Source organism: Formosa sp. S-31 (genome assembly GCF_051172795.1).
Lineage (GTDB): Bacteria > Bacteroidota > Bacteroidia > Flavobacteriales > Flavobacteriaceae > Formosa.
The window spans coordinates 819,827-834,027 of sequence record NZ_JAENDK010000008.1 but is presented as its reverse complement, the minus strand read 5'-3'; the positions used below and the strand labels follow the sequence as shown (position 1 = coordinate 834,027).

9 protein-coding genes are annotated in these 14,201 nt (G+C 38.2%); 2 read left to right on the top strand and 7 right to left on the bottom strand.

What is annotated here, in order from left to right:
• Nucleotides 1-24: 24 nt before the first annotated feature.
• From I3217_RS13235 to I3217_RS13205, 7 genes are all read right to left on the bottom strand, one after another.
• A complete protein-coding gene (locus I3217_RS13235) occupies nucleotides 25-1,413 on the bottom strand; it encodes a hypothetical protein (protein ID WP_435050239.1) in 1,389 nt (462 codons plus the stop codon).
• A gap of 4 nt (nucleotides 1,414-1,417) precedes the next feature.
• On the bottom strand, nucleotides 1,418-3,970 hold the full coding sequence (locus tag I3217_RS13230) for a TonB-dependent receptor domain-containing protein (RefSeq protein WP_435050238.1): 2,553 nt from the start codon (nucleotides 3,968-3,970) through the stop codon (nucleotides 1,418-1,420).
• 159 nt (nucleotides 3,971-4,129) lie between these two features.
• Complete coding sequence (locus I3217_RS13225; protein WP_435050237.1) at nucleotides 4,130-4,840, bottom strand: class I SAM-dependent methyltransferase; 711 nt, start codon at nucleotides 4,838-4,840, stop codon at nucleotides 4,130-4,132.
• Between the two features lie 73 nt (nucleotides 4,841-4,913).
• On the bottom strand, nucleotides 4,914-5,981 hold the full coding sequence (locus I3217_RS13220) for a zinc-binding metallopeptidase family protein (RefSeq protein WP_435050236.1): 1,068 nt from the start codon (nucleotides 5,979-5,981) through the stop codon (nucleotides 4,914-4,916).
• 243 nt (nucleotides 5,982-6,224) lie between these two features.
• The gene (locus I3217_RS13215) at nucleotides 6,225-6,890 is read right to left on the bottom strand and encodes a response regulator (RefSeq protein ID WP_435050235.1); all 666 of its coding nucleotides are present in this window, start codon (nucleotides 6,888-6,890) and stop codon (nucleotides 6,225-6,227) included.
• 1 nt (nucleotide 6,891) lies between these two features.
• Complete coding sequence (locus tag I3217_RS13210; protein ID WP_435050234.1) at nucleotides 6,892-8,556, bottom strand: ATP-binding protein; 1,665 nt, start codon at nucleotides 8,554-8,556, stop codon at nucleotides 6,892-6,894.
• Nucleotides 8,557-8,648: 92 nt separating this feature from the next.
• Nucleotides 8,649-9,209: an RNA polymerase sigma factor gene (locus I3217_RS13205; RefSeq protein WP_435050233.1), complete on the bottom strand. Its 561-nt coding sequence runs from the start codon at nucleotides 9,207-9,209 to the stop codon at nucleotides 8,649-8,651.
• Between the two features lie 123 nt (nucleotides 9,210-9,332).
• Between I3217_RS13205 and I3217_RS13200 the strand changes: the two genes are divergently transcribed.
• Nucleotides 9,333-10,475 (top strand): FecR family protein, encoded by a 1,143-nt coding sequence (locus I3217_RS13200; protein ID WP_435050232.1) that lies wholly within the window; start codon nucleotides 9,333-9,335, stop codon nucleotides 10,473-10,475.
• Between the two features lie 210 nt (nucleotides 10,476-10,685).
• Nucleotides 10,686-14,201, top strand: coding sequence for a SusC/RagA family TonB-linked outer membrane protein (locus I3217_RS13195; RefSeq protein ID WP_435050231.1), 3,516 nt, complete (start codon nucleotides 10,686-10,688; stop codon nucleotides 14,199-14,201).

Below are 14,201 nucleotides of genomic sequence, written 5' to 3'. Positions count from 1 at the left end.
GTTACTGTATTTCAAATTCAGTTCCTAGGGATTTTCCGCACCAACCGGACACCCCAGAATTATGGAATTTAAAAGTTCTGCTCTTGCATCGTTAGTCGAAGATAAACCGGCCTGAAATAAACGATCGTAAATTATATCTGTCCCATCCAGCTGATATAAAGGTCCAACTATGGTAGCATTTACAACCTGAGCTTTGGTTATAGGCTCTACTCCCACGGTACTGGAGCTACTAATTTCTAAAGCCTTGGAACCGGACTCGTCTGCGGCATAAGGGTTTCTTACTATATACAAAAACTGAATACCTCCGGAAAATCCGGAATCCATATCCATATCATCATCCAAAGTATTATAGGTAGCGATGTAAGACAAATGCACAGCGCCGCCAAACCATTCCATCGCATCATCTCCGGCTCCGGTAATAATAATGTGATGCGCTGTAGTTCCCGCCCCTACACTACCAAATGTTATGCTGTTAATTTCGTTTCCAGGTGTAATGGCGATGCCTGCATATTCCACGCGCCAGAAACTAAACGTTCCAGAATTATCATTTATATCGGTACCGCCAAATAAACCATCATCATCTTCTTCTCCCTGTATCCCCTCCACCAAAACACTGTCTCCTTTATTATTAGGCGCTTTTCCTAAAAAAACCACGCCACCCCACTGACCGCGCGTACGTTCTCCCGGAGCCGCCGTTCCTGTAAATATTATGGGTTGTTCGGGAGTACCATTGGCATCTATTTTTGATCCACGATTAAATACCAGTACTCCCGCATTTACTCCAGTACCATTATTGCCAAAAATTACAGTTCCCGGTTCTATGGTTAAAGTGACTCCTGATTTAACAAACACCTGCCCTTTTAACAGGTACTGCTTATCGCTGGTCCATCTTGTATTTACTGTTATAGCCCCCTCAATTTCCACCACTGTATCTTCATTATACTCATACACTATATTTTGAGGATCTAACTGAAACCAACTGGAGTTTATATACCAGGAATCCGACATAACAGCACCAAAAGCACCAACATATGGAGTATACTCAAAAGCTGAATTGGTATCCACAACATCTAAAAATCCTTCATCCTGAAGCAACGGAAATTCATCAAGAGCCAAAACCGTAGCCTCATCGAGATTTATTGGTCTGGCAAATCTGGTATTCGAAAAATAATTAGAAACAGCATCATCTATCAGATATGTATCGAGCGAAGCCGGTTCAATAAATTGCGTAGTGGTTTCATTCAATCCAAAATAAATACCACGTGCATCAGAATCTCCGGTACTTGATTTTTCTACTTCACCAGTCGTATCGGGCGGATCTAATATTTCAATTTTTTCGCAACCGCAAACAAGAACCAGCAGAAAAACACCAGAGAGTATTACTAACTTTATATAAATCTTTTTCAAATCCATAGCTCTAAAAATTATAGCTTAAAGACAGGCTGTAACTTTGATAAGACAAGCCGTAAAGCACCTGCTTATCTACACTTCCGTTCAGTTTTCCATCTAAATTAGCATCTTCAACCTGTTCGTAAGGCGTATTTAAAATATTAGAAGCAAACACTCTTAATTTCGTCGCTTTATTCAAAGCGAAACTCAAACCTGCATTCAAAAAATGCTGAGGTTTAATATACCACGGAAAGGTATCCACACCGTTACCAACCGAAAAAAGAGATTTTCCCTGATATAAATAATCCAGATTTAGCTGTACGGTATTTTTTAAGTTGGCATAGACAAAACCTGTAGAAATTATTAGGGGAATCTGACCTTGTAACGGCCTTTCTGAAGTAGCTTCACTGGTATCTGCTCCCAGATCTATAACACTGTTAGTATAAGTGATATTGGCTCTGAAATTTAAACGATACAGAAAGGAATTTATGTTTGAACTAAGATATTTAGCACATTCCAGCTCCAGTCCCGCCACATTAGCTCCCGAAGCATTATTAAAACTAAACAAAGGAGAATCGGACCGAATAACATAAATCATTTCGATAGGGTCTGAAATCTGTTTATAAAAAGCATTCACAGCAAGATATTCATCTCTTCCAAACACATACTCCCAGCTTAAATCGTAATTATCTATACTGGCATTTTTTAAATCGGGATTCCCTGAAATATCGGCTCGGTAATCGAAATCATAAAATGAAAACGGCGAAAGCTCTCTGAATGCTGGGCGGTTAATCGATTTTGTATAGGCCGCTTTAACTACAGACCGGTCTCCCAGTCTGTAATTTAAATTTATATAAGGTAAAACATCATTGGAATTCGCATCTACATTTACATCTCCGGACTGAAGCTTTTGGTTAAATTTTTCGAATCGTATGCCTACAGAGCTTTTTAATCGATTTTCAAAAAAAGAATTCTCCAGTCCTGCATAGGCTGCTACCGTATAATTAGAAGCGGTATACACATCGAAATCGGTAGTACCATCTACCAGATAATAACCGTTTGGCCCATAATTTTCCGGAGAAAACACCGTTCCCAGCTCACTTGCACTAACAAACCTTAAAAGCGGGTCTGTAAAATCATCTTTTGCCGTAGTGATTATTCGCGCTTCAAAATCTCGTGTATTACGTTCAAATAAGGTTCCTGCTTTTAATTCAAAAACATCATCTATAAAATCATGGTCAACATCTATTCGGCCTCCCAGATACGCATCGTTTAAATCGCTAAAAAATCGAGCCCCCTGGTCCGCTTTGGAGCTTTCTGGAATAATTAATAAAAACGGATCATCCTGATTGTTAAAATCGCGTTGAGCTCCGGCTCGTCTTAAATCTGGTTCCTGCCTTCCTGTTACTGAAACTCCAAAAGACCAGTCGACATCTGTATCTTCAAAAAACTCATGACTCCCGGAAAGTCTCGAAAGCAGGACACTTTTAGTTAACATACCGTATTGAGCCGCATAAGCTTCGTTATCTGACTTTAGCCCCACGCGATATCTGGATAACGTGCTGTTAGTCCCGTTATGAGAATAAGTGAAATCTAAATTATAGCTATTGTCATCATTATGCTTATAATACCATCCGGAATTCAAGGCAAAGCTAGCACTGGTTTTATAAACCCCATCTGTCATATACGATTCTAAATCGCTCGAAATAACAGTTCCATTATCATCGGTTTTATATCCGGAATAATTGGCACGATTAACATGGCTACCGCCTTGATTTCTGGAAAATAAAACGGAATTTATAGTGGTTAATTTTGAAGTCGAATCGGCTTTTAAAATCCGTCCCATATTATACGCCAATTTAAAACTAGGCAGCGCCGTACTTTGCTCTAAGGCCCAGCTGTTTCTTTGAAGTGCCCCAAGTGCAGCGGCTTCATTTCTATTTAATTTCGAAAAATCGTCACGACTAACAAGATTATTTGTAAGTTTTCTGGAAGCAGCTCCATAACCAAAAAAATCACCAAATTTCGATCCGTAATCAGTATCTTTTAAAAAGGTATTAAATGTAAAATGCAGCTGGTAGCCTAAATTAAAAGCAACTGTATTATAGTCCTGATTGACATCGGCATTAGTAGACACATTCACCAAAGCTCCTGCCCACTCTGCCGGATTACTATAAACTCCCGATTTAAAAACATCAAGTTCCTGAACCGCGGTTCCGGGAAGCAAACCAATGGCAAAGGCTTTTACCGTTTGTTCAGTTATTGGTGCTGAAAGACCATCTATTAAAACTGTTGCATATCTGGGGCTCAATCCACGAACCGATAATAAAGATCCGCGATCGAAAGACACTCCCGAAATCCGGCTAAGTACCGCAACGCCCGAACCTCCCTGACGCTGCACAGCACTTTTATCCAGATATAAACCTATCGGACGTTCTTCAAAATTAGCGGCACGGTTATGTTGTAAAATAATACTGTCTATTTCCTCATCTTGTTGTGCCTCTGACTTCGAATTTTGAGCAAAGCAAGCACCGGTGATAAAGAACAAGAATCCAAATATTAGTATCTTATTGCTCCTCATTTTTAATGGAAAAGGGTTACAAACCGGCAACTGTTTTTGCCTTCTCCCAATTTAACAAATTAAAAGCAAATCACCACAACTTATTGTTTAACAAAACATTAAAACAATAATCAATATCGAATAAAAAGGAATTTTCTAATAGCAGAACCTTTAAACACGCTATTTTACACCACCAAACGCAGCGAAACACAAATTTTTATGCAGCAATTCCACCTGCTTAAATCCGACCTTATGCATCAGTTTTAGCTGATATGTTACCGAACGTGGCGAATCCTCCTTTTCTATATAATCGAGTACTGTTTTTCTATAATCCAGTCCACCTACGCTTTCCAGATATTCGCCATACATATCCCAGATTAAGGCATTGAGCACCTCATTATCCTGAGTGACCAAATCGGAAATCATTAAACAGCCACCAGGTTTTAAAAGTCGATACAATTTTTCAAACACCTGTTCCCAGTCTGCATCGTCCCGTAAATGATGTAAAACAGCACCGGCCAGTATAATATCAAACTGATTATGGTTTAGGTCAGCCGTTCTGATATCGCCCTGAATAATATCTACCAAACCAGAAGTTGAAGCAGATACCCGCTCCTGCGCTTTTTCCAGCATAGGCATACTTAAATCTACCAGAGTACAATTTAGGTTCGGTAATTTTCCCAGCATTTTCAAGGTATAATTTCCGGCACCGCAACCTACATCCAAAACCTGAGTTGCTTTTGGCACCAAACGCTTAGAGGCTTCGGTAATCAGGTTTAAAGTAAGTGTTGCATCGAGCGTAGACACCTGCCCGGTTTCTAAATTAGAAAAGCGTTCCACATCCTTATCGAAACGCGCCTGGATATCCTGAACGGTAGATTTATACTGCATATTTTGTAAATTTCAGGAAAGCTAAATGACCTGTAACTCTTTTCCGAATGCATCTCAACTTTCCCTACGACGTTCAAGCTAAGTTTTTCCTGTAATTTTGCAGTGTAAAATGAATAAATTCCAGCTTTTTCTCTACGGCATCCGATATTACAAACGGATACACATCACTTAATCCCATAGACCGGTTTATACTGTTTACCGCATAAAACAACGGACTCACAGCATCTATTATACGCTTAAAGGACATTTCATTATCATAAGGAAATACCGGATAAATATCCATGTGCGGTGAATTATTGAGTTTTGGTTTCCCTTCCAGACCAAAATAATAAGCGGTTTCCAAGGCATCGAGAATATGAAGATAATGCGCCCAGGTTTCGGCCCAGTCTTCCCAGGGGTGACAGGAGGCATACTGACTTATGAAATAAGATTTCCAGTTTGCTGGTGCTCCGTTGGCATAATGCCGTTTTAAGGCTTCGGAATAATCCTGACGCTCATCGCCAAATATCGCACGAAAGTCGGCTAACAGATTGTCGTTATTTTTAAAAATAAGCTCCCAGTAATAATGTCCTACCTCGTGCCGAAAATGTCCAATAAGGGTGCGATATTTTTCGTTTAAAGACTTACGTATCTGCTCCCTGCTTACAGCATCTGCTTCGGCAAGAAGTATGGTAATTACACCATTGGCATGACCGGTCATAACCTGTTTCCCTTCGGCTCGGGCATCTTCTTCTGACAGAAAATCGAAAAGCAATCCGGAGACCTCGTGTTCAAACTTACTCTGTACAGGAAGTCCCAACCGTTCCAGACTGTAAATTAAACGATGTTTAGCACCCTCCATTTTCTGCCAGCGCTCAAAATATTCGGGAACCGACAAATTAGGAATTGTTCGGTTTAAATTGCAGGAGTCACAAAACCCTGAAGTGTGGTTTACCGGCACCAGCCAGTTACAGGCCTGTAAAGCATAATTCTGACAATACCCGTAATGCTGCCCGTTAATACTCCAGGTTGATTGATTTGTATATTTGGAGATAATCTGATTACTGCTACTTAAATAGCCTAAAGCAGAACCACAGTTCTGGCACATGGTATTTTCAAAAAATACCGGAAAATTACAGTTGCTACATTGAAATACCTTCATACTAACGCATTATAAATACCCCACAAAATTGCCCCAGTGAAAGGCACTGTATAAATATAATACATTATTATACTGCTAATGTTTAGCATTTTAACCCATTTGAAAAAACGGCAAATAAAAAGGCAAATAACATCCGTTTTCACACGCCGTTAAATGCCTTTCCTCTTGTAACTAATAGCTCAGCAAAGCTATATTTTAATTCGATTAAAAGTTTACGGGTTACCGTAACCACTTAAAAAAACGCTAAATAAGTCCCAGATCTTTAACTATAGACACCAGATGAATGGCATTATTCGCCTTAAATTCATCTTTCAATTTATTTAAACGTTTCTCTATAGAACTTAAGCTTCTAGGTGTAATATTTTGAGTTTCTAAATAGGTACTGATTTCGCTTTGAGACAGTCCTAAAGACAATTGTTTTATCAGCAAAATATCGTACTCCTGAATATCTGTACAGGATTGGCTGTGTACCGCCTGTTGTACCGGTTCCGACAAAAATAGTTTATTCTGAAGCACAGCCTCTATGGCCTGGTCCAGTTCGAAACTACTTCGTCGCCCTTTACAAACATACCCATTAATATTAAATTGCTGCACCAGGGTTCGCACGCGCTGCAATCTGGTTTCCATAGAATATACAATAACGGGGAGTGATAGCCCCGCTTCCCGAACAGCTTCTACCAGCTGATCGCCAGAAGCCAGTCTTACGTTAAGATGATCGTCCTGAAATGATAAATCGGTAATTAACAAATCGAATGGCATACCTTCCAGTTCTGCCCTTTGCAGTTTTAAAAAGGCCTGATCGCAATAATTCGCCTTTTCTACATTGGTAATACCTTTACGTTCCAAAACCGCTAATACACCCTCATTTATTATATCGTGATCGTCTACTATTAAAACTTTTGAAATCATACTACAATAACATTTTAACCTTAAATCCTTTTCCGGGTTCAGATTCAAATGTAATACTTCCCTTAATGGTTTTAATACGGTTTTCCATATTCTGCATGCCAGAACCTTTTTTTATCTCGCATCCTATACCATTATCGGCATATTTCAGCGCGACTTTTTTATGTTTCATTTCCATTTGAAAAACCACTACAGAAGCCTGACTGTGTTTTTTCATATTTACCAGAAGTTCCTGCACACTTCTAAATAATACTACTTTCATAATCGGATCGATTTGATTCCAATCCAGCTCCGAAGATTTTCGGGTTATAATATTAATCTGCTCCGTTTTATAACTAAACAACAGGTCATTCAGTAAATTATCGAAATTACGATTCACTTCCAGCTCGCTGTTATCTTTAGAGATATCGCGGGTTCTATTATAAATATGTTCCAGATCGTCTAACACACTATCGTTAATTTTAGGACTGTCGTATAATCTGTTTAAAACACGATGTACATCATTCGCAACTTCGTCGTGTAGCTTTTTGGAAATACGTTTTTCGGTATTATAAATTTGCTGCAAATTATCTTTACGATGTTTTAACTTCTGATATCTTATGGAAAATCCTCCTCCAAGAGCTACAAGGATTCCCAAAGATAAATATGTAAACTTCCAGCGTTTTTCGCGTTCCAGTTTTAAGAGATTATCCTGAGCCTTTTTTTCATTTAAAGAATAATCGTATTTAATTTTAGCATACTTATTGTCTTCCAGCTGCTCTGCTGTATTGAGACTGTCTGTAAGTGTAATATAAGCCTGAAAAATGGTATCTCTACGGGACGCTAACAAATGTGTTAAAGCATCTTTTACATAAGCCGGACTGTTAATTTGTCTGGCTTCTTCGTAGCCTTTCAGGGCATAATAATAAGCTCTTTCCTGATTGTGTTTATCCAGATAATATTGGGTAAGATGCATATAACTGGCGTAAATACTACCTTTATGCTTTAGTTCTGATTTTAATTTCAAAGCCTCCAGCATATTACTTATACCTTCCGGATTGTTTAACTTAGACTGCGTAAACCCCAGATTATCTAAAGCCCTGTAGGCTGATTCCAGATCTCCCAAAGCCTTTCCTTTGCTATAAGCGTGTTGAAACATTTGTTCGGCATATTCCAGATTGCCTTGTTTTAAATAGGTTAGACCTAAATTATTCTGAAATTTGTTAATGTATTTATTATCAACATCAAGTTCCAGGCCTGATTTATAATATTGTAATGCCCGTTCATAATCCAATAACTCGGTATAGACTTTTCCGAGTCTGAAGTAAAAAATCAATTTATTTTGAATTAAATGATGCGATGACGAATCCCCAATAAGTTTAAGTGCCTCTACTATGGAATTTTCACAACCGTAATAATCGCCCAGCTTATGTTGTGCAAGAGACGTTTTCTGATAAAAATAAATGGCACTAACGGTATCTTTTAACTCCAGGCTTTCAAGTCTTTTATTTTCAAAATATTTAAATGCCTGCGCCAGACTAGATGCTGCTCCAGGATTAGACAATACTTTAGAATAGTAGTTTATACTGTCTTTTTCTATATTTTGAATAGCAAAGGCGGAATGGCACCAACACACAGCAAACAGGAAATATCCCCATACTATTACGCCCGCCGTTTTAAATACTTTCATGGCTTAAAAATAATAAGAATACGCACTGAAACTGTCTATATTTCCTCAATATTTAAATTCTTGTTTGGTATTCATTCGAAAAAAGACTTTTGCTACCACTTTAAAATTAAAAGAAATATAGATTCGTCGTTAGCAAAAGCCTCTTTAATTTTAGCAAAGGCATTCTGCATTTGTGCGTTTACAGTATGCACAGAAATATCGAGTTGCTCGGCAATTTCCTTATACTTTAACCCTTCAATTTTATTTAGTAATAAAACTTCTTTACAGCGTTTTGGTAAGGTGTCAATTACCGCTTTTAATTTTTTAATCCGTGCCTGAGTTAACTCGTCGTTTACCTCTATCTGAGCGGCCAAAGATCTGCGTTGCAATTCCTCTAAAAACAACTGCTCCCGTTTTAGTCCACGATAATCATCTACATATATATTATAAGCTATAGAATACAAATAACTTCTTGGAGAACTAATAGAAGACATACGTTCTCGTTGCTCCCAAAGCTTTACAAAAACCTGTTGCGCAATATCGTTAGCTTTTTCATTATCGTGTACAAACGTAAAAACATAGGTATTTATGCGTTGGTAATAGCGCTCAAAAAGGGTTTTAAATGCCGTTTTATCATTTTTCGCAATAGCCACAACCAACTCTAAGTCACTCATAAATAGAAGTGTAGAAAAAAATATTAAATTAAATATTAATTTTTTGTAAAATTTTATAGTGATTTTTTAAAATGTTTTCGTCTACTAAATAGAGACTAAATATAAAAGAAATTCAATCAAATTTTGAAAGACCTAATTATAAAATATTTATCTAACGAAATTTCTTCCAGCGAACTGGATACGCTAATCCTCTGGCTACAAGACCCTAAAAATCAAAAGAAGTTTGATTTTTACGTTAAGACCAGTCACGATATCAGATTATCAAAAACTAATCTGGATTTAGATGCCCAGTATAATCAGGTAATGAAGACCCTGGAATCTAAAAACCAGCCTGCAGTAAAACCTCTTTGGAAACGCATTTACAAATATGCTGCCCTGTTAATTTTAGCCCTTTGTGTTGGCTTTCTACTAAAAACACAATTCAACTCCAATTTTAACACCTTAACTCCAGGTAACGAGTCCATTACTTTAGAACTTGATAATGGCCAGATTCACATTTATAATCCAGATAAACCTGAAGACATCACCGATGCAGAAGGCAATCTGGTGGCTGTAGAACAAGGCAACTCCTTGAATTATCAGCAAAATGCAGCTGTAACCCACCTGGAGTATAACACCATAAATATTCCATACGGTAAAAAATTAGAAGTAACCCTTTCTGACGGCACAACTGTGTTTTTAAATGCAGGAAGCTCATTAAGGTTCCCTGTAAAATTTATGCCAACGGGTAAAAGAGAAGTATTTCTTAGCGGCGAAGCCTATTTTGATGTAACTAAAAACAAAGATCAGCCATTTATAGTCTCAGCTTCCGAACTGGATGTAACTGTTTTAGGAACAAAATTCAATGTATCCGCTTACAAAGAAGACCAGACTACAGCCGTGGTATTAGTTGAAGGCGCTGTAGCTCTTAATAGTCAGGAAACAGAAAACAAAACACTCTTAAATCCGGGATATAAAGGCGCTTTAAACAAACAGGATGCCAGCAAAACCATTTCTGTTTCTAAGGTAAATACAGCCATTTACACCTCCTGGATGCAGGACCGTCTGGTATTTAGAGATATGCCTTTTGAAAACATAACCAAAAAACTGGAACGCCAGTATAATGTGGTTATAAGCGTAGAAGATGACATACTGAAAAAAGAACCGTTTAGCGCGACTTTAGATTATGAAAATATAGAAACCGTTTTATCCTACTTTAAGGATTTATACAACATGAATTATCGTATAGAAAACAATACCATTTATATAAACCAAGCTAAAAACTAATGCCTATGAAATAAATAAGAAAAAGAAAAACACCAATAAAAATCCAAACAGACAATCACTAAAAATAAAAAACCGAAAGATGCTGCGAACACCTTCCGGATTTAAGTAGTGATTAAGAAGTATTAACCACGAAATTCAACCAATAAAAATATGAAAAAAATTTTTAGGGTGCCTGGCATATATTGCCAAATTCCCAAATTTGATCTGAAGATGAAATTAACCCTCCTTCTCTTTCTAACAGCGCTTTTTAGCCTACACGCTAACGACAATTATGCGCAAAAAGCCAGAATCTCGTTAGAACTGAATAACGTTACTCTTAAAGAGGCCATAGACCATATAGAAACCACGTCTGACTTTAAATTTATTTACCGCACCAACGAAATCAATTTAAATCGTAAAGTTTCTATTTCTGCCAGTAAAGAAAAAATTGATACGGTTTTAAATACCCTTTTAAAAGAAACCAGCATTACCTATATCGTAAGAGATACACAAATTTTACTTAAGCCTAAAAAACAAGTTTCTCAAACCGTACCTCCCAATAGTCCCCAGGAAGATCTGCTTATTGCAGGAACAGTTAAAGATGTTCAGGGACTTCCTCTTTCCGGAGTATTAATCAGCACTGTAGACAGTAGCACCGGAGTCATGAGTGATATTGACGGTAATTACAAGATTAAAGTCCCTCAAGGCACAACGGCCTTAAAATTTCATTATCTGGGCTTCGAAGAAACCATAATCGACTTAACGACCTACGCCAGTTTAGATAATGTAATTGTAACTTTAAAAGAAGACATCAGCGAACTTGACGAAGTTGTCGTTACAGGATACCAGACACTGGCAAAAGAACGCTCTGCGGGATCTTTTGGTCAGGTAGACGCTAAACAATTACAAACTCGTCCATCCTCGGTAAATATTCTTGAACGTCTGGAAGGAACTGTTGCGGGTTTAGATTACAACCCAAGTAACGGCGCGATTACCGTTCGCGGACGCAGTACCATTAATTTATCTTACACACCTTTAGTTGTTGTAGACGGGTTTCCGGTATCGAATCCTTACGAATTAAAAGTGAACCCTGAAGATGTAGAATCTATAAATATCTTAAAAGATGCTTCGGCAGCCTCCATCTGGGGAGCACGTGCCAGTAATGGTGTTATTGTAATTGTTACCAAAAAAGGAAAAGCCAATCAGAAATTAAAAGTAGATGTGTCTGCATTTACCTCTATTGGACAAAAAGTAGACTATAGTAAAATGGACTGGATGAGCACTAACGACCAGATTGACCTGGATATGGAATACATCGATAAAAACTGGAATTTAAACTACAGCACCGCTTTAAATTACGGGTATCCGGTTAGCCTTTTAGACGAAGCTCAGATGTCTGTGTCTGGTCTTGCACCTAACGGCGATCAATGGACCAATGCTGAATACAACAAATTTGTAAACAACTTAAGAAAAAAAAATGCTACGGTAGACTGGGAAAAGTACTTACTAAGAACTCCAATACAAAACACTTACAATATTGCTGTTTCCGGAGGTAGCGAAAAAAACACGACTTACGCTTCCATCATGTATAACGACAACAAAACGGCTTCTATAGGAAACGCTTCCAATCAGTTTGTTTTAAACATGAGAGACACGTATAAGTTTAACGAAACACTTGAATTTAATGCAGCTCTAACTGGAATTGCAGGTAAAGACATCCTTAACGGACTTGATGCTTCCGACCTTGAAAACGAAAAGGCATACAACGAATTGGTAGACGAATATGGTCAACGTATTCAGTATTACAAAACCTGGAACCCTTGGGCATCCAGAGAGCGCGAAGCTCTTACTGGCATCTCGCACACGTATAACGCTCTGGATTACATAGAACATAACGATAATAGTCAGGAAAGTTTATACCTAAGAGCACAGTTAGGCGCTCAGGCCACTTTATTTAAAAATTTAAAATTCGGTTCGAATTTCCAATACGAAAAAAGCTCCAGAAATTACGATATCTATCAGACAATGAATCATTACGATCAACGTATTCGTGTGGCTGATGTTTATGCAGCTGATCCTTTTTCAACCTCAACCGATCCTACTTTTTTATTACCAAAAGGCACACGATACGCCTATTCCAGATATAACAGAGAGGGTTATGTTTTTAGAAATACGCTTACTTACGATAAAACCTGGGATAAGCATGATTTGAATGTATTTGGAGGCATGGAAGTTAGAAAAATCACTTCGGAACAAATTCGCGATCGCAAATACGGATTTAACAAACAAACCCTGGCCTATATCCCTGTTAACGAAGCTGCTCTTGAAGGCGGTCTATATAACAAATGGAATGGTTTCAGATATTACGATTATGGTTTTGACACAACAAACGATGACCAACGCGAACTTTCAGGCTTTGCCAATGCATCTTACGATTACGACAAACGCTATGCGGTAAATGCCAGTTTCAGAATCGACCAGAAAAACCTGTTTGGTAGCGACCCGGATTTTAGATACAAGCCACTTTGGTCTGCCGGAGTTGCCTGGAATATCGAAAACGAAAACTTTATGGAAGGTGTTTCCTGGGTTAACAGACTTAGACTTCGTGCCACTACCGGTATAAACGGTAACGCATCAAGCTTTTACTCGCCATATGCTTCTGCCAATAATTATGTAAGACAGTGGGGTAAATTATTAGACATGTTAATTTTAACGCAAGCGGCCAACGACAAATTAAAATGGGAAGAAACCAGAACCACGAACTTCGGTCTGGACTTCGACTTATTTAACAGCCGTCTTGGTGGTACGATTGAATACTACAACAGACAAAGTAACGACCTTATTGCTACAAAAGCTCTGGATATGACCAATGGTTTTGAGAGTGCAGATATAAACTACGCCTCTATGCTTAACCGCGGTGTGGAAGTTACTTTAAATACTACTATTATCCGCACTAATGATTTTAACTGGAATATTTCTGCAAATATTGCTTACAACCATAACGAGGTTACCGATATTGAAGACCAGTTACAAACGGCTAATCAAATCGTGGAAAACGGTATACTTGCTGTTGGCAAACCTATCGGAAACCTTTACAGCTTTAACTACGCAGGATTAGACAATGGTGGTAATATTTTACTTGAAAACACCGATGGCACTACAAAATCCTGGAAAGACGGTGTAGCCGGCGAAGAAGAACTTAAATACCACGGAACAACACTTGCCCCATGGTATGGCGGACTTAGCAGTACGGTAGCTTTTAAAGGATTCGACTTAACTATAAATGCGACCTATAAATTTGGTCATGTACTTAACCACAATTACGGTCGCGGTTACGACGGTTGGTATTACAACAAACGCATGAATAAAATCTGGAATAACAGATGGCAGCAATCAGGAGACGAAGCGAATACCAGAATTCCAAAAATATCGTATCAGGGCGCAAACCCATACAACGGTGAAACCGAAAGCCGAGTAAACAGCTGGAATGGCGATTATTACTACATGTATTCTCAGGATAACGTTATTAAAGCCGATTTCTTCAGAGTAAGAGACATGATTTTAGGATATTCTATGCCTGAAAAATTCTTAACCAACACCTTCCTAACCAATTTAAGATTTAGTGCGCAGGTTAGAAACCCGTTCCTTTGGGTAGCTAACGACAGAGGTGTAGACCCGGAAGCTATGTACACCATGGCATACGACAATTTAAAGACGTTTACATTAGGACTAAGAGCAACCTTTTAA

What these genes read in the sequence shown, in the direction of transcription:
- I3217_RS13195 (WP_435050231.1), top strand. Translation starts at nt 10,686, where the DNA reads ATGAAATTAACCCTCCTTCTCTTTCTAACAGCGCTTTTTAGCCTACAC.
- I3217_RS13210 (WP_435050234.1), bottom strand. Translation starts at nt 8,556, where the DNA reads ATGAAAGTATTTAAAACGGCGGGCGTAATAGTATGGGGATATTTCCTG.
- I3217_RS13235 (WP_435050239.1), bottom strand. Translation starts at nt 1,413, where the DNA reads ATGGATTTGAAAAAGATTTATATAAAGTTAGTAATACTCTCTGGTGTT.
- I3217_RS13205 (WP_435050233.1), bottom strand. Translation starts at nt 9,209, where the DNA reads ATGAGTGACTTAGAGTTGGTTGTGGCTATTGCGAAAAATGATAAAACG.
- I3217_RS13230 (WP_435050238.1), bottom strand. Translation starts at nt 3,970, where the DNA reads ATGAGGAGCAATAAGATACTAATATTTGGATTCTTGTTCTTTATCACC.
- I3217_RS13225 (WP_435050237.1), bottom strand. Translation starts at nt 4,840, where the DNA reads ATGCAGTATAAATCTACCGTTCAGGATATCCAGGCGCGTTTCGATAAG.
- I3217_RS13220 (WP_435050236.1), bottom strand. Translation starts at nt 5,981, where the DNA reads ATGAAGGTATTTCAATGTAGCAACTGTAATTTTCCGGTATTTTTTGAA.
- I3217_RS13215 (WP_435050235.1), bottom strand. Translation starts at nt 6,890, where the DNA reads ATGATTTCAAAAGTTTTAATAGTAGACGATCACGATATAATAAATGAG.